A 14,506-nucleotide genomic window follows, 5' to 3' on the forward strand; every position below is an offset into this window, starting at 1 on the left:
TACGATTCGATCCCATGAGTTCGGAATTGCTCGTCGATGTCGAAGGCGGCGTCGCCTTGTTGACGCTCAACCGACCAGCCAAGCAGAATGCCGTCACCCCCACGATGGCGGCCGAGCTGAGCGCGGCGCTACGACGCTGCGATACCGAGGACGCGATCCGCGCCGTCGTGATCACCGGCACGCCACCGGCCTTCTGCGCGGGCGCGGACCTGGCCGCGCGCGGTGGCGACGTGAGCGCGACCCTCGATCCCCCGCCCTGGCAGGTTCGTAAACCGGTGATCGCCGCGGTGAACGGCCACGCGGTTGGGATCGGGCTGGCGCTGGCTCTGCAGTGTGACCTGCGGTATTTCGCCAAGGACGCGGTGTACGGGCTGAACCAGGTGCGTCGCGGGGTGCTCGCCGACGGGTTCGCGCACTGGACGGTGCCGCGGCTGGCCGGGCTGGCCAATGCCGCCGACATCATGCTCACCGGGCGCACCTTCGACGGTGACGAAGCCAAGTCGCTCGGCCTGGCCAATGCCGCGCTGCCCGCCGACGAGGTGCTGATGACCGCGATGGCGGTGGCCACCGACATCGCCACCGGGACCGCTCCCCTGCCGGTCGCGCTCACCAAGCGGCTGATCTGGGAGAGCCTCGGCATGACACCTGCGGTGGTCGGGCAGCTCGAATCCGAGCTGAACGCGCAGGTTGCCAAGAGCGTCGACGGTGGCGAGGCGATGGTGGCGTTCAAGGAGCGTCGCCCACCGAACTGGACCGGCAGCGTCAGCGGCGAATGGCCTGCCTGGGACGCTCCCGGCGAGCGCCCGAGCCTGGACTAGAAGTTCCCGTTGCAGGAACCGGCCAGATACAGCATCGCGAACAACAGCATGCAGATGGTGCCGAAGATGCCGGCGATGTAGCCGATCATCACCTGCGACCGGCCGCTGAGGCCACCGTAGGACGCGTCGATATCGTTGAGTGCCCGCTTACCGAGCACCCACGCGATCGGCCCGAAGATCCCACAGCAGAACGGGCTGAGCAGCCCGAGCACAAGGATCATGTTGGCCTGCGGGTGCTCGACCGTCTCACCGATCGGCTGATTAGGGATCGCCACAGCTCGAATTGTACGGTGACAGAGCAGATTTGCCCGGCAACCGTGCGGACTCAGCCCAGACGGCGCTGTCTGGCGATGTCTGCGAGGACAACACCGGCGGCGACCGAGGCGTTGAGGGACTCGACCGGGCCCGCCATCGGGATGCTCAGGATCGAGTCGCAGTTCTCGCGCACGAGCCGCGACAGGCCCTTGCCCTCCGAACCGACCACGACGACCGTCGGCACACTGCCGTCGAAGTCGTCGAGGGTGGTGTCACCGTCGGCGTCGAGGCCGATGATCTGAATACCCTGAGAAGCCCAATCCTTCAGTGTGCGAGTCAGATTGGTCGCCCGCGCGACAGGCAGCCGGGCGGCGGCACCGGCACTGGTACGCCATGCCACGGCGGTGACGCTCGCGCTGCGACGCTGCGGGATCACCACACCCTGACCGCCGAACGCGGACACCGAGCGGATGACGGCGCCGAGGTTGCGCGGGTCGGTGATGTTGTCCAGCGCCACCAGCAGAGCGGGCTCGGCGGTGGACTTCACCCGGTCCATCAGGTCGTCGGGGTGGGCGTAGCGGTACGGCGGCACCTGCAGGGCCACGCCCTGGTGCATTCCGTTGGCGCTCAACCGATCCAGATCGGTGCGCGGCACCTCGAGGATGGAGATACCCATGTCGGCGGCGCGCTGCACGCTCTCCGAGAGGCGGTCGTCGTTCTCGGTGCCGACCGCCACGAACAGGGCGGTCGCTGGCACGTCGGCGCGCAGGCACTCGAGCACGGGGTTGCGGCCGAGCACCAACTCGGGACCTTCGTCGGACTTGCGGCCTACCCGCGGCACACCGGACTTGCCGGTCGGACGGCCCTGTGCCGCATTGGCTTTGGCCTTCTCGGCCGCTCTGGCACGCTTGGCGGCGGGGTGCTTGGTACGCGCGGCGGCGGGCGGGGTCGCACCCCTGCCCTCCAGCCCACGGCGGTGCTTGCCACCGGACCCGGCGACCTGCCCCTTCTTGGTGCCGCCCTTACGTACCGCTCCGCGTCGCTGTGAATTGCCTGCCATCAGTTCGCCTTTCCGCTCGATGCGCCCAGCGACCATTCCGGCCCCTGCGGGGTATCGGTTACCTCGATACCCGCGGCGATGAGCCGATCCCGTGCGGCATCGGCTTCTGCCCAGTTCTTGTCGGCCCGCGCATTCGCCCGGCGATCCAGCTCCGTGCGGACGAGCACGTCGAGCGCGTCGATCGCCGCCGAATTGTCGGCGGGGGTGTACCAGTGCCCGTCGAGCGGGTCGACGCCGAGAATTCCCAGCATCGCCCGCACCTGACCGGCCAGTTCGACCGCGGTCTCCACCGCACCGGCTTCCAGCGCGCGATTGCCTTCGTGCACCACGTGGTGAATTTCGGCGAGCGCCTTCGGGACTGCCAGATCGTCATCGATCGCGGCGGCGAAACCGTCGGTCCATTTACCGACAGGCACCTCGCCCGCCCGGTCCAGCACGCGTTGCACGAAGGCTTCGATGCGCTGATACGAGGCGACCGCGTCGTCGAGTGCCTTGTCGGAGTATTCGAGCATCGAGCGGTAATGCGCGCTGCCCAAGTAGAAACGCAATTCTACCGGGCGCACCCGAGTGAGAACATTCGGCACCGAGAGCACGTTGCCGAGCGACTTCGACATTTTCTCTCCGCCCATCGTCACCCAGCCGTTGTGCAGCCAGTAACGCGCGAAACCGTCGCCTGCCGCTTTGGACTGGGCGATCTCGTTCTCGTGGTGCGGGAAAATCAAATCCATTCCACCGCAATGGATATCGAATTCCGCGCCGAGATAGAACTCGGCCATCGCGGAGCATTCCAGGTGCCAGCCGGGGCGACCGGGGCCCCAGGGCGAGGGCCAGCTTGGCTCGCCCGGCTTGGCGGCCTTCCACAGCGTGAAGTCGCGAGGGTCACGTTTGCAGCGGGTCGGTGTCTCGCCCTGGTGCACGTCGTCGAGGCGGTGGCCGGACAGCTCGCCGTAATTCGGCCAGCTCATCACGTCGAAATAGACATCGCCCTCGGCGGCGTAGGCGTGGCCGCGCTCGATCAGGCGCTGCATCAGGTCGACCATCTGGGTGATGTGCCCGGTGGCGCGCGGTTCGGCCGAGGGCGGCAGGACGCCGAGGGTTTCGTAGGCGGAGTCGAACGCGCGCTCGTGGGTCGCGGCCCATTCCCACCACGGCCTGCCCGCTTCGGCGGCCTTGTTCAGGATCTTGTCGTCGATATCGGTGACATTGCGGATGAACCGCACGTCGTAGTCGTGCGCGAGCAACCAGCGGCGCAGCACGTCGAAGGCGACGCCGCTGCGCACGTGACCGATATGGGGCTGACCCTGCACCGTGGCCCCACACAGATACACCGAGGCACGGCCGGGGACCAACGGGGTGAATTCCCGCATGGTTCGCGTGTCGGTGTCAAAAAGGCGCAAGGTCACGGCGTTCGATCCTAGTCGGTGGGATTGTGGTGGGGTTGACCGGCCGGTTCGTGGCGCCGTGGTTTATGGAACGGCTGATCGAATGGACCGAGTCGGCACTGCGCGGTAGGAAAGATTTCAGGGGCCCACAGGGGCTACGAACACGCTGCGATCAGACAGGTGGCGATGGCGGCGATACCCTCGCCGCGTCCCGTCAGACCGAGACCGTCCGTCGTGGTGCCGGACACCGAAACGGGCGCGTCGAGCAGTTCGCCGAGCACCTTCTGCGCCTCGGCGCGGCGAGGGCCGATCTTCGGGCGATTGCCGATGACCTGCACCGCGGCGTTCACGACCGCGAAGCCCTCTTCGGTCAGCAGCCTGCGCACCTCGGTGAGCATGGCGGCGCCGGTGACACCGGCCCATTCGGGGCGGCCGACGCCGAAGACAGCGCCGACGTCGCCGAGACCCGCGGCGGAGAGGAGTGCGTCGCACAGGGCGTGGGCGGCGACGTCACCGTCGGAGTGGCCCGAGCAGCCGTCGGCGTCAGCGAACAGCACACCGGCCATCCAGCAGGGGCGGCCTGGTTCGATGGGGTGCACGTCGCTGCCGATGCCGACTCTCATCGGGCGACCGCTTGCACTGCGGAGTGCGCCTCGGCGCGCGCGATTCCGTCGGTACGGAGCGCTTCGGCCAGGCGAAGGTCGAGCGGGGTGGTGATCTTGAAAGCGAGCGGGTCGCCTGCGACGGTTCGCACGTCGACGCCAAGGCGTTCGACCAGGCCCGCGTCGTCGGTGGCGCCGACCTCGGTGGCGTAGGCGCGGCGCAGCAGGTCGGCGGCGAAGCCCTGGGGGGTCTGGATCGCGCGCAGGTGGGCGCGGTCGGGAGTCCCGGTGACGATGCCCGCGTCGTCGACCGATTTCACGGTGTCGACGACGGGCAGCGCGGGGACGACGGCCGGACTACCGGCCTGCAGTTCGGCGGCCACCCGCGCGATCAGCTCAGGTGGGGTGAGCGCGCGTGCGGCATCGTGCACGAGGTAGAACGCCGCGTCGGGCGCGGCCGCGATGCCCGCGCGCACCGAGTCGGTGCGTTCAGCACCGCCGACCACCACCTGCACCGGCACAGGGACCATCGAACCGCCGGTCAGCGAGGGGGTGTCGGACAGCAAAGAGGTGGCGGCCTCGACCAGCTCGGCGGGTACGACCACGACGACCCGGTGCACCGCACCGGACGCGATCAGTCCGTCGACGGCCAGCCGGACCATAGGTATACCGCCGACCGGAACGAACGCCTTCGGGGTGGGTTCACCCAGGCGCACGCCACGACCGGCGGCAGGGACCAGTGCTACGACAGGTCGCACTTTGATTGTGTAATTCTAGGAAGCCGCGGCGAGAACCTCGTCGAGCAGCGATTCGGCCTTGCCGTCGTCGGTGCCCTCGGCGAGCGCGAGCTCACCGACGAGGATCTGACGAGCCTTGGCAAGCATTCGCTTCTCACCGGCGGACAGGCCGCGGTCCTGCTCACGACGCCACAGGTCACGCACCACTTCGGCCACCTTGTTCACATCGCCGGAGGCGAGCTTCTCGAGGTTGGCCTTGTAACGGCGGGACCAGTTGGTCGGCTCCTCCGTGTGTGGCGCGCGCAGCACCTGGAAGACGCGATCGAGACCTTCCTGGCCGACGACGTCACGGACGCCGACGTATTCAGCGTTCTCTGCGGGAACCCGAACGGTCAGGTCGCCTTGCGCGACCTTCAGGACCAGATACTCTTTCTGCACACCCTTGATGGTGCGGGTCTCGATTGCTTCGATCAGCGCCGCTCCGTGGTGGGGGTAAACGACGGTGTCTCCGACCTTAAAAATCATGTGTCCCGTGCCCCTTTCGATGTTCACAGTTTAACATGCGACTCGATAACGGCGCGATCAACTGTGCAGGTCAGGGCCACAACGAGGCCAGCGCAGGGGTTGACATCCGAGAATTGTTGTGCATTGTGTTGTGCCAGAACGGGTTAACCACCAGCACAGCGACCGGTTATCGCACAGCCACGGCCCGGCATCGATCCGGCAAACCCGTTCGAGACACCGAACTGTTACTTCCGCACCCGCGCGTCGCGAGCCCGAACGTCACCCGTGCGAAGTGAACTACTACGCTGCCTAGTTACTACCCTCCGATCCCCATGGGAACGGAGTGAGCCCGGTCGACATGGAGGACACAAACCGTGACTGCCCTGAAAGCTGTGACCGCCCTGTCGGCGCGACGTCGCATGGTGACGGTTGCCGCGCTCGCCGCTGCCGCGGGCATCGCCCTGACCGGCTGCAGTGCCGGCCAGCACACCCAGACTTCGACGCAGGCCGCCGCCATCAACGGCAACCACGCCAATGTCGGCGACATCGCGCTGCGCAACGTGCACATCGTGTACCCCGAGGCCACCGCCGAGCACAGCAAGGGTGGCAAGGCCGTGATCGCGCTGTCGATCGTCAACGGTAGCGAGACCGTCACCGACGAGCTGACCAGCGTGAGCACCGACCTGGGCCAGATCAAGATCACCGGCCCCGCCGGCGACGCCAAGTTCGTGCTGAAGCCGCAGCAGACCGTGGTCGTGGGTCCGTCGTCGGCCGCTGCCGGCGATCACAACGCCACCGGGTCTGCGACGCCGACCACCACGGCGGCACCCACCAGCACCTCGGCCGCGCCGACCAGCACCTCGGCCGCGCCGACCAGCACCCCGGCCGCGCCGACCAGCGCCGCGGGCGACACCCCGTCGATCGATCCGGCGAAGAAGCCGGCCACGATCGAGATCACGGCGCTGGCCACCGACATCGTCCCCGGCCTGACCTACAACGTCACCTTCAACTTCAAGGACGCGGGCACCGTGCAGGTGGCGGTCCCGGTCGACGCCGCCGCGGTGCCGCGGATCGAGAACGACAAGTCCGGTCCGGCGCCCGAGGGTGCGGGCGGTCACTGACACCAGCACGTCGAGAAGAGCCGTCGCGAACTGTCGCGGCGGCTCTTTTTCTGTCGGTACAGGTCCGTAGGGTGCGCGTGTGGCCAAGACCAAAGCAGTCTTCCGGTGCTCCGCGTGCACGCACGAGGTGTCCAAGTGGGTGGGTAAGTGCCCTGATTGTGGGGCGTGGGGAACGGTGAACGAGGTGGCCGTTTCGGCGTCCACCACGGCGCCGGGCCGTCGGGCGATGCTGCCGACCACGGCCGCGGCACCGTTGTCGCAGATCGACGCCAAGGTCACGCAGGCGCGGTCCACGGGGGTGAGCGAGCTCGATCGGGTACTCGGGGGCGGTGTGGTGCCCGGGTCGGTGGTGCTGCTGTCGGGTGAGCCGGGAGTCGGCAAGTCGACGTTGTTGCTCGAGGTCGCGTTCCGGTGGGCGTCGGCGCGCGAGGAGACCGCGCTGTATGTGACCGCGGAGGAATCCGCCGGGCAGGTGCGATTGCGAGCCGATCGGACCGGTGCGGTGCACGACCGGGTGTACCTGGCGGCCGAGTCGGATCTGTCGATCGTGCTCGGGCATGTGGAACAGGTGCGGCCGTCGCTGCTGGTGGTGGACTCGGTGCAGACCATGCTGGCGCCGGAGGTGGACGGGGTGATCGGCGGTGTCACCCAGGTGCGCGCGGTCACCGCGGCGCTGACCTCGCTGGCCAAGGCGACCGGGATCTCGGTGCTGCTGGTCGGGCACGTCACCAAGGACGGCAATGTGGCGGGCCCGCGCACGCTCGAGCACCTGGTGGACGTGGTGTTGCAGTTCGAGGGTGACAAGAATTCGTCGCTGCGCATGGTCCGTGGCATCAAGAACCGGTTCGGTAGCGCCGACGAGGTCGGCTGTTTCGAACTGCACGAGGACGGCATCGCCTGCGTCGACGACCCGTCCGGGTTGTTCCTGCACCATCGAACGGACACCGTCTCCGGCACCGCGGTGACCGTGGCGATGGACGGCAAACGACCGCTGGTGGCCGAGGTGCAGGGACTCACCGTGAAGACCGAGATTCCGCAGCCGCGCCGAGCCGTGAGCGGGCTCGACTACAACCGCGTCTCGATGGTGCTCGCGGTGCTGCAGAGCCGAGGGCGGATCTTTCTCGGCAAGCACGATGTGTACGCGGCGACCGTCGGCGGGATGCGCTTGTTGGAGCCGACCGCGGACCTGGCCATCGCCTTGGCCATCGCGTCCGCCGAGGCCGATATCGCGCTGCCCGCGGGCTGGGTGATCCTCGGCGAGGTCGGGCTGGCGGGTGAGGTTCGCAAGGTCACCGGGCTCGGCAGGCGGCTGGCCGAAGCCGAACGGCTTGGGTTCACGACCGCTCTCGTTCCGCCCGGTTCGGAGAAGACCAAGACCGGCACGATGCGGATCCACGAGGTCGGGGACCTGCGTTCGGCGCTGCGTTTGGCCGACCTCCGCAAATCCCGCGCACCCCGCGAGACGGTGGCCGTGGAATAACTCCGGCAACCGGCCGAATCAGCGCCTCTCACCCATTTCCGCGCCAATGTCCATTGACGCGGTCACCGATCCTGCGAACACTGCAAATCGACCCATCTCGAACATGTGACCTATGGCGCACCCGCACAATGCCCCGGCATGCGGGGACGCGCGATCAAGAGGCGAGGTTGAAGGGCTCCGCGGCGCTGCGAACGGCACCGAGTTCGGCGACCACCATGTACGCGCCCGCGGGCACCTGCAGTCGGTCGCCCGCGCACTGCGGCTGCGAGGTGGTGCCGAACCAGGTGCCCTTGTACGAGAGTTGTTCACCGGCCTTGAGCGTCTTCATCTCCGCCGGGCCGTCCTCGTTGCAGTCGTTGCTGGCCCACAGCCTGCGCTGCCCGTCGAGGGTGTAGACGAGGAACTGCGGGCCTGCGCCGAGGTCACGCGAACAGGCCGCCGACGAGATGTTGGTGATCACGGTGCCGAAGGCGGGCTGGTCGCCGACCTTGTAGGTCGGCTGGCCGACGGTCACCTTCAACGCCAGCGACTGATCCTGGCACGGCTGCGCCGCCGGCTGGGCGGCAGCACTGGTTGTCGCCGGCGCCCCGCTGCTCGGGGTGGCCGACGTGCTGCTCGGCGTCGAGCTCGTCGCGGACGCACTCGACTCCGCCGACGTCGTGGTCGTCGCGGCCGCGGAGTCGGCACCGGCCGAGTCGCCGCCGCGCGCGACCATGGTGACGAGCCAGATCACGATCGCGAGCGCGACGACGATGACGCCGATCGCGAGTGCACGGCGACGCCAGTAGATCTCCGGTGACAGCGGTCCATTCGGTTCCAGCACACTTCAAAGGTAAGCGCAGCGCGCGAGGGCGCGCTCGATGACCTCGGCGTGTCGGCGGTCGAACCGGGCGAAAGACCCGGTTCAGACCACCTCGCCGATATTGCCGACGGTGCGCCGCAGCTGCGCTCGACCGTCTTCCAGCTTGTAGGTGACGCAGGCGATAGCGCACTGACCAGTGGCAACACGCTGGGAGATGATCATCGACCGCTGCAGCAGCAGCTTGCTCGTCTCCTCCACGTGCCGTGCCTCGAGCTCGTCGACCGTGCTGAGACCTTCGCGGCGGCCGACCAGGATCGACGGGGTCACCCGCTCGACCACACTGCGAATGAACCCACCGGGCACCTCGCCGCCGTCGAGCGCGTCGATGGTGGCCTTCACGGCGCCGCAGCTGTCGTGGCCGAGGACCACGATCAGGGGCACATTGAGCACCTCGACGCCGTATTCGATCGAGCCGAGCACCGAACTGTCCACGACGTGACCCGCTGTGCGCACCACGAACATGTCGCCGAGCCCCTGATCGAAGATCAGTTCGGCGGCGACGCGGGAATCACCGCAGCCGAACAGGATCGCGTGGGGGTTTTGGCCCTTGACGAGTTTGGCTCGGTCCGCGGCACCCTGGCTAGGATGCTGCAGGGTGTCGTTGACGAAGCGCTCATTGCCTTCGCGCAGAGACTTCCAGGCGCTTATCGGATTGGAACCAGGCATACCGACCATTGTGCACAAGGGCCTCGGTTACCAGCGAGTCCGCCACGTTAAGCGTCGGCAACGAGAGCCTGGCTCAGAGGGAACGGGAACGGTGAGCATCGACGCGCAAGCCCTGCTGGACTGGTTCGGCGAGACGGCACGCGAACTGCCGTGGCGCGAGCCGGACGCGACCGCATGGCACATCCTGATGAGCGAGATCATGCTGCAGCAGACGCCGGTGGTGCGGGTGGAACCCATCTGGCGCGAGTGGGTGGCGCGCTGGCCGGTGCCATCGGCGATGGCGGCGTCGTCGCAAGCGGAGGTGCTGCGGGCGTGGGGCAAGTTGGGGTATCCACGGCGGGCCTTGCGGTTGCACGAGTGCGCGCGGGTGCTGGCGGCCGAGCACGGTGATGTGGTGCCCGCCGATGTCGACGTGCTGCTGGGCCTGCCGGGAATCGGCGCGTACACCGCTCGCGCGGTGGCCTGCTTCGCCTACGGACAGCGAGTTCCGGTGGTGGACACCAATGTTCGGCGCGTAGTCGCACGGGCCGTGCACGGTCGCGAGCCGGGCAATCCGTCTTCGCGCGATCTCGCGGAAACCGAAGCGCTGCTTCCTGTTCCGGTGCCGCGGGCAGCGACATTCTCGGCGGCTCTGATGGAACTGGGTGCCCTGGTCTGCACGGCCCGCAATCCCGACTGCGCCCGTTGCCCGCTGCCTCGTTGCGCATGGGTGGATGCGGGCAAACCCGCCGCCGAGGTCGCGCGCAAGGTGCAGAAGTACGAGGGCACCGACCGTCAGGCGCGCGGGCGGTTGCTCGACGTGCTGCGCGACGCGTCAGGCCCGGTCGAGCGGATCCGCCTCGACCTGGCATGGACCCGCGACCCCGGTCAGCGCGCGCGGGCATTGGACTCGTTGCTGGTCGACGGGCTGATCGAGCAGACCGACGACGGCCTGTTCGCCCTCGCGGGCGAGGGCAGCGCCGCCAGATAACGTCAGATCGCAGCGGAGCCCGGTTCAGCGCGTCACACGACGCAGGAACCGGCCGACGTGTTCGCGGTACGCCTCGGGCTGTTCATCGTGCACCAGGTGGCCCGCCCCTTCGACGCGCACGTACTCCGCGTCGGGAACCACCTCGGCCATCGTGCGCATCTGCCCCGGCGGGGTGATGGTGTGCTCACCTTCGATGAGCAGCGCGGGCACCCGCACCGACTTCCATTCGGTCCAGAAGTCGCGGGTGCCCCATTCCTCGGAGATCGCGCGGAAGGTGTCGACCTCGCCGTGCAGGCGGTACCCATCGGGTGTCGCGGTGAAGGCGCGCAGGAAGTAGGTGCCCGCGACCGGGCCGAAGTAATCGAGCATCGCTTGTTCGTCGGCGAACGGTTGCGGCCAGGAGTGAATCAGTTCGGCCCAATGGGCGGCGGTGCGGCCGGTGAAATCGGGGGCGATGTCCTCGACGACGATCGCGCGCACCCGCTCGGGATAGGTCGCCGCGAACATCCACCCGTGGATCGCGCCCATCGAATGCCCGACGATCACCATCGGCTCGGTGATCGCGGCGGTGCGCTCGGCCAGATCGGCCACGAACGCCTCCGTCGTGAGCTCGGCAGGCGTCGGCCGCCCGTGCCCAGCGGCATCCACGGCATAAACATGCCCGTACTCCCGTAACCACGGCACCTGGTCCGCCCAGGTCCGCGCACTCCCCATCAGCCCGTGCAACAGCAGAATCGGAACCCCTGACCCACCTTCGTCGTACAACACACCCCGATACTGCCCCAGCTCCGCAACGTCGCCGCAGGCGAGTTCGCGGCCCGCCTCGATCTGGACTGACCAGAGGGTGCGACGAAGGAGCGCCCGCCGGGAGGGAAGATCGAGGCCCGCCAGGGCCGCGAACACCCGGTGCCAGCCGGCGAAGATACTGTCAGCCCTATGGCTGTTGTGAAGATCAATGCGATCGAAGTTTCCGAGGGCGCGGGCCCCGAGTTGGAGAAGCGGTTCGCCGCGCGGGCGGGTGCCGTGGAGAATTCGCCCGGGTTCCTCGGGTTCCAATTGTTGCGCCCCGTCGCCGGCGACAACCGGTATTTCGTGGTAACGCAATGGGATTCGGAGGAATCGTTCGCCGCGTGGCGCGACGGTCCGGCCCGTGCTGCGCACGCCGGAAACGGTGGCGACGGCGAGCGCCCCAAGCCGGTGTCGACGGGTGCGTCGCTGCTCGAGTTCGAGGTCGTCCTCGACGTGCCGGCGAAGGCCTGACAGCGGCGTTTCCGCTGGACATGCGCGAACAAGTATTGACGTGGGCGGCTCGCGGCTGTCACAGTTCGAGGCAACATCCGCGAGGGTGCGCGGTAATTCCGGTGTGAGTCCGGAGCGGTCGCGCCACTGTCATCCATGTACCGGGTACCCGGTGCCGGAGAGCCAGACACCGGCACCTTCGCACCACACTTCAACCGTGGGACGCGTATCCCTACAGGAGGACCCGAATGGCAATCGCGCATTCACCCAGCCGGTCGACCGGCCTCGACACCCTCGCAACCGTGCTGGTCACGGTCGGTGTCGTCCTGCTTGCACTGCTCGCCCTGTACCTGGTCGGTTTCGACCAGGGGGCCGTCTCGCGTAGCGGGATGTTCCTGCACGAGCTGATGCACGACGGACGTCACCTGCTCGGTGTCCCGTGCCACTGATCGGACCGTTCAAGACCCTGCTGTTGCGCGGCCTGCTGGCCGGCCTGATCGCCGGCCTGCTGGCCGCGACAGTGGGCTACTTCGTCGGCGAGCCCCAGGTGGACGCCGCGATCGCCATCGAGGAAGCCGGTTCCGCCGGACATTCGCACGCACCGGAAGCTACCGAGGGGCACTCCCACGGGGGCGAAGAACCACTGGTCAGCAGGTCGGGCCAGAAGGCTGGTCAGTTCCTCGCGCTCGGCTTGGCAGGCATGGCATTCGGCGCCTTGTTCGCGTCGGCGGTGAACGTGGCGCGCCGGTTCACGAAACTGTCCGGGCCCCAATTGTCATTGACCGCAGCGGTTCTCGCGTGGGCGGCGATCGTCGCGGTGCCGTTCTTCAAGTATCCGGCCAACCCGCCCGCGGTGGGTGATCCCGAAACCATCAACGAGCGCACCTGGCTGTGGGTCGCGGCTGTCGTGCTCGGCCTGCTGGCCGTGTCGGCCGCCGTCGCGGCCTATCGCGCGCTCGTCGCGTCGGACACGCTGCGGCTCGTCGCCGGGGTCGGTGCGTTCGTCGTGGTCACCACGGTCGGCTACGTGCTGCTGCCCGGTGTGAACGAGGTGGCCGACGACTTCCCCGCCACCCTGCTGTGGAATTTCCGGGTAGCCTCGCTGGCCGAAACCACCACGCTGTGGGTGAGTTTGGGGTTGGCGTTCGCCGCGCTCACGGAATTCGCTTCGCGGCGTAGCACTCCGGTAGTGGACCAGGTTCCTACCGCAGGGTGATCCTCGCGAGTAGCCGAGACAGGCAGTGTCTCCTGTCATGACCGGCACTGCCTCTCTCGTCTCCGCCACTCGCCCCCGCGCCGTGCACGTCGCCTTCGGCGGACTCTTCACCGCCCTCGCCGCCGGAGTTGCCGAAGGACTGTTGCGCGCCGTTCGTGGTGGCGACGAATTCGGCGCCACCGCAGCGGGTTTGCTCCCTCGACTCGCCATTTACCTGGCCGTCGCCGGGGTCGCGCTGTACATGCTCAACGGCAGCCGCGTGGCCCGCGCTGTGCTCACCGTCGGCATCGGCGTGGTCGGCCTGGTCTCGCTGATCATCGAGCCGCTGGCGGTCGTGCTGTCCACCGACGACTACACGACGCTGTTCGACGGCATGTCCGAAAGCTCGATCGTGCTGGCAGGCTGCCGCACAGTGCACGTCCTGGCCGTGGTCATCGCGATTCCTGCCATGTACACCCCCGCCGCGCATCGCTGGTTCACCCAGCGCTGAACTGATCGTCCTTGTGAAAAACGGCCACGCGAGTTCGATCAGACCAGCGCCGCGTCCAGCTCGATCTCGGCCACCCCGGTGAGGGCCTTGCTGACCGGGCAACCGTTCTTGGCCGCGAGAGCAGCCGCGGCGAATCCGTCGGCATCCAGGCCCGAGGCGCGCCCGCGCACGGTCAGTTTGATCTTGCTGATCGCGAACCCGCCCGCCGGGTCCGGCGCCAGTGTCACGTCCGCGGTCACATCCAGGCTTTCCGGTGTACCACCGGCGTTGGCGATCTCGCCCGACAGCGCCATCGAGTAGCACGACGAATGCGCCGCACCGATCAGTTCCTCCGGGCTGGTGCCCTCGGCCGTGTCGGCCGCCCGGCGCGGGAAGCTCACGTCGAACTTGCCCACCCCCGAGCTGGCCAGTTCGACCTGCCCGGACCCGTCCTGCAGTCCGCCTGACCAGAGTGTGCGTGCGCTACGAGTCGGCATCGCGATCCTTTCGATTCGTGTGTGGTGCGTTCGGTGACGAACCTACTCGCGCGCAGGCGGATTACGACGGGGTCACCTCGAGACACTGCGCTGAATCAGGACACTTTGCTGGTGACTTCGTCGAGGCGTTCGAGCTTGTCGGGCCAGACCTGCTGGTGCAGATCTCGGATCGCCGCTGTCGGGAACCCGGAGTGGCGCAGGCGCAGGCGGATACCCCGCGGCTGCTTGAGGAATTCGGCGGCGACCACCGTTTCGACGCCGTCGGTGGCGGCGGTGACCCAGGTGAACTCGACCCGGCGGTTCGGTTCGAGCAGCAGGATGCGGCCGTAGTGGGGATTGCGCTTGTCGGCGGAGCCGGTGTCGAAGTAGAGCGGCTCGTTGTGGGCGGGGCGCATCAGGACCGATCCGGGAACGGCCAGCCACAGATCGAGGCCTTGGGTCCAGGCCGCGTAGAGCAAGCTGGGCTGCGCTGTCATCACGCGCTCGACGGTGAGCTCGTGCGGGCGCGTGGACAGGTCCGGAGGGCGAACTTGCTGGTCCATCAGCCGACTCTACCGGTGCTGACCGGCCGAATGCCGCATCGGGTGCGCGAGCAGCGGCTCTCCAAGTCGTACCCAGCGCGGGAATA

19 protein-coding genes are annotated in these 14,506 nt (G+C 67.9%); 8 read left to right on the forward strand and 11 right to left on the reverse strand.

Going from position 1 to position 14,506, the window contains the following annotated elements:
• Nucleotides 1-14 precede the first annotated feature (14 nt).
• On the forward strand, nucleotides 15-818 hold the full coding sequence (locus ACLJPD_RS21495; RefSeq protein WP_410874403.1) for an enoyl-CoA hydratase/isomerase family protein: 804 nt from the start codon (nucleotides 15-17) through the stop codon (nucleotides 816-818).
• On the opposite strand, the gene ACLJPD_RS21500 is transcribed toward ACLJPD_RS21495, so the two are convergent.
• The 6 genes from ACLJPD_RS21500 to carD form a co-directional block, all read right to left on the reverse strand.
• Complete coding sequence (locus ACLJPD_RS21500; RefSeq protein ID WP_410874404.1) at nucleotides 815-1,093, reverse strand: DUF4190 domain-containing protein; 279 nt, start codon at nucleotides 1,091-1,093, stop codon at nucleotides 815-817. The two genes, ACLJPD_RS21495 and ACLJPD_RS21500, sit on opposite strands and share 4 nt — an antisense overlap.
• Nucleotides 1,094-1,143: 50 nt before the next feature.
• Complete coding sequence (rlmB, locus tag ACLJPD_RS21505; RefSeq protein WP_410874405.1) at nucleotides 1,144-2,133, reverse strand: 23S rRNA (guanosine(2251)-2'-O)-methyltransferase RlmB; 990 nt, start codon at nucleotides 2,131-2,133, stop codon at nucleotides 1,144-1,146.
• Entirely contained in the window at nucleotides 2,133-3,536 is a 1,404-nt protein-coding gene (cysS, locus tag ACLJPD_RS21510; RefSeq protein ID WP_410874406.1) for a cysteine--tRNA ligase, read from the reverse strand. The genes rlmB and cysS overlap by 1 nt, the downstream gene beginning before the upstream one ends.
• Before the next feature lie 134 nt (nucleotides 3,537-3,670).
• Nucleotides 3,671-4,138: a 2-C-methyl-D-erythritol 2,4-cyclodiphosphate synthase gene (gene ispF, locus ACLJPD_RS21515; RefSeq protein WP_410874407.1), complete on the reverse strand. Its 468-nt coding sequence runs from the start codon at nucleotides 4,136-4,138 to the stop codon at nucleotides 3,671-3,673.
• Nucleotides 4,135-4,875, reverse strand: coding sequence for a 2-C-methyl-D-erythritol 4-phosphate cytidylyltransferase (ispD, locus tag ACLJPD_RS21520; protein ID WP_410874408.1), 741 nt, complete (start codon nucleotides 4,873-4,875; stop codon nucleotides 4,135-4,137). Before ispD ends, ispF begins: the two co-directional genes overlap by 4 nt.
• A 15-nt stretch (nucleotides 4,876-4,890) precedes the next feature.
• Nucleotides 4,891-5,379: an RNA polymerase-binding transcription factor CarD gene (gene carD, locus ACLJPD_RS21525; RefSeq protein WP_019044685.1), complete on the reverse strand. Its 489-nt coding sequence runs from the start codon at nucleotides 5,377-5,379 to the stop codon at nucleotides 4,891-4,893.
• Between the two features lie 353 nt (nucleotides 5,380-5,732).
• Here carD and ACLJPD_RS21530 point away from each other — a divergent pair, with 353 nt between their 5' ends.
• Nucleotides 5,733-6,479: a hypothetical protein gene (locus tag ACLJPD_RS21530; RefSeq protein ID WP_410874409.1), complete on the forward strand. Its 747-nt coding sequence runs from the start codon at nucleotides 5,733-5,735 to the stop codon at nucleotides 6,477-6,479.
• 79 nt (nucleotides 6,480-6,558) lie between these two features.
• A complete protein-coding gene (radA, locus tag ACLJPD_RS21535) occupies nucleotides 6,559-7,959 on the forward strand; it encodes a DNA repair protein RadA (protein ID WP_410874410.1) in 1,401 nt (466 codons plus the stop codon).
• A gap of 154 nt (nucleotides 7,960-8,113) precedes the next feature.
• Here the strand turns inward: radA and ACLJPD_RS21540 are convergent, their stop codons facing one another.
• Nucleotides 8,114-8,782, reverse strand: coding sequence for a hypothetical protein (locus tag ACLJPD_RS21540; protein ID WP_410874411.1), 669 nt, complete (start codon nucleotides 8,780-8,782; stop codon nucleotides 8,114-8,116).
• A gap of 81 nt (nucleotides 8,783-8,863) precedes the next feature.
• Nucleotides 8,864-9,487 (reverse strand): carbonic anhydrase, encoded by a 624-nt coding sequence (locus ACLJPD_RS21545; protein WP_410874412.1) that lies wholly within the window; start codon nucleotides 9,485-9,487, stop codon nucleotides 8,864-8,866.
• A 91-nt stretch (nucleotides 9,488-9,578) separates the two neighbouring features.
• On the opposite strand from ACLJPD_RS21545, the gene ACLJPD_RS21550 reads away from it, so the two are divergent.
• Complete coding sequence (locus ACLJPD_RS21550) at nucleotides 9,579-10,457, forward strand: A/G-specific adenine glycosylase (RefSeq protein WP_410874413.1); 879 nt, start codon at nucleotides 9,579-9,581, stop codon at nucleotides 10,455-10,457.
• A 24-nt stretch (nucleotides 10,458-10,481) separates the two neighbouring features.
• Here ACLJPD_RS21550 and ACLJPD_RS21555 read toward each other — a convergent pair whose 3' ends face one another.
• Entirely contained in the window at nucleotides 10,482-11,225 is a 744-nt protein-coding gene (locus ACLJPD_RS21555) for an alpha/beta fold hydrolase (RefSeq protein ID WP_410874414.1), read from the reverse strand.
• Between the two features lie 168 nt (nucleotides 11,226-11,393).
• Here ACLJPD_RS21555 and ACLJPD_RS21560 point away from each other — a divergent pair, with 168 nt between their 5' ends.
• The 4 genes from ACLJPD_RS21560 (at nucleotide 11,394) to ACLJPD_RS21575 (ending at nucleotide 13,402) form a co-directional block, all read left to right on the forward strand.
• Complete coding sequence (locus ACLJPD_RS21560) at nucleotides 11,394-11,717, forward strand: antibiotic biosynthesis monooxygenase family protein (protein ID WP_410874415.1); 324 nt, start codon at nucleotides 11,394-11,396, stop codon at nucleotides 11,715-11,717.
• Between the two features lie 227 nt (nucleotides 11,718-11,944).
• Nucleotides 11,945-12,145 (forward strand): CbtB domain-containing protein, encoded by a 201-nt coding sequence (locus ACLJPD_RS21565; RefSeq protein ID WP_019044677.1) that lies wholly within the window; start codon nucleotides 11,945-11,947, stop codon nucleotides 12,143-12,145.
• Nucleotides 12,136-12,912, forward strand: coding sequence for a CbtA family protein (locus tag ACLJPD_RS21570; RefSeq protein WP_410874416.1), 777 nt, complete (start codon nucleotides 12,136-12,138; stop codon nucleotides 12,910-12,912). Before ACLJPD_RS21565 ends, ACLJPD_RS21570 begins: the two co-directional genes overlap by 10 nt.
• A 37-nt stretch (nucleotides 12,913-12,949) precedes the next feature.
• Nucleotides 12,950-13,402, forward strand: coding sequence for a hypothetical protein (locus ACLJPD_RS21575; RefSeq protein ID WP_410874417.1), 453 nt, complete (start codon nucleotides 12,950-12,952; stop codon nucleotides 13,400-13,402).
• A 38-nt stretch (nucleotides 13,403-13,440) separates the two neighbouring features.
• Here ACLJPD_RS21575 and ACLJPD_RS21580 read toward each other — a convergent pair whose 3' ends face one another.
• Together ACLJPD_RS21580 and ACLJPD_RS21585 are read right to left on the reverse strand one after the other, a co-directional pair.
• Nucleotides 13,441-13,878 (reverse strand): OsmC family peroxiredoxin, encoded by a 438-nt coding sequence (locus tag ACLJPD_RS21580; RefSeq protein ID WP_410874418.1) that lies wholly within the window; start codon nucleotides 13,876-13,878, stop codon nucleotides 13,441-13,443.
• 95 nt (nucleotides 13,879-13,973) lie between these two features.
• Nucleotides 13,974-14,420, reverse strand: a complete 447-nt coding sequence (locus ACLJPD_RS21585; protein ID WP_410874419.1) for an SRPBCC family protein — start codon at nucleotides 14,418-14,420, stop codon at nucleotides 13,974-13,976.
• Nucleotides 14,421-14,506: the final 86 nt, after the last annotated feature.

This window comes from Nocardia sp. A7, assembly GCF_046549215.1.
Classification (GTDB): Bacteria; Actinomycetota; Actinomycetes; order Mycobacteriales; family Mycobacteriaceae; genus Nocardia.

Bases quoted from the DNA above. Each gene is read 5' to 3' on its own strand.
- ispF (WP_410874407.1), bottom strand. From the start codon at position 4,138: ATGAGAGTCGGCATCGGCAGCGACGTGCACCCCATCGAACCAGGCCGC.
- ACLJPD_RS21560 (WP_410874415.1), top strand. From the start codon at position 11,394: ATGGCTGTTGTGAAGATCAATGCGATCGAAGTTTCCGAGGGCGCGGGC.
- ACLJPD_RS21565 (WP_019044677.1), top strand. From the start codon at position 11,945: ATGGCAATCGCGCATTCACCCAGCCGGTCGACCGGCCTCGACACCCTC.
- ACLJPD_RS21585 (WP_410874419.1), bottom strand. From the start codon at position 14,420: ATGGACCAGCAAGTTCGCCCTCCGGACCTGTCCACGCGCCCGCACGAG.
- ACLJPD_RS21495 (WP_410874403.1), top strand. From the start codon at position 15: ATGAGTTCGGAATTGCTCGTCGATGTCGAAGGCGGCGTCGCCTTGTTG.
- ACLJPD_RS21575 (WP_410874417.1), top strand. From the start codon at position 12,950: ATGACCGGCACTGCCTCTCTCGTCTCCGCCACTCGCCCCCGCGCCGTG.
- rlmB (WP_410874405.1), bottom strand. From the start codon at position 2,133: ATGGCAGGCAATTCACAGCGACGCGGAGCGGTACGTAAGGGCGGCACC.
- carD (WP_019044685.1), bottom strand. From the start codon at position 5,379: ATGATTTTTAAGGTCGGAGACACCGTCGTTTACCCCCACCACGGAGCG.
- ACLJPD_RS21580 (WP_410874418.1), bottom strand. From the start codon at position 13,878: ATGCCGACTCGTAGCGCACGCACACTCTGGTCAGGCGGACTGCAGGAC.
- ACLJPD_RS21545 (WP_410874412.1), bottom strand. From the start codon at position 9,487: ATGCCTGGTTCCAATCCGATAAGCGCCTGGAAGTCTCTGCGCGAAGGC.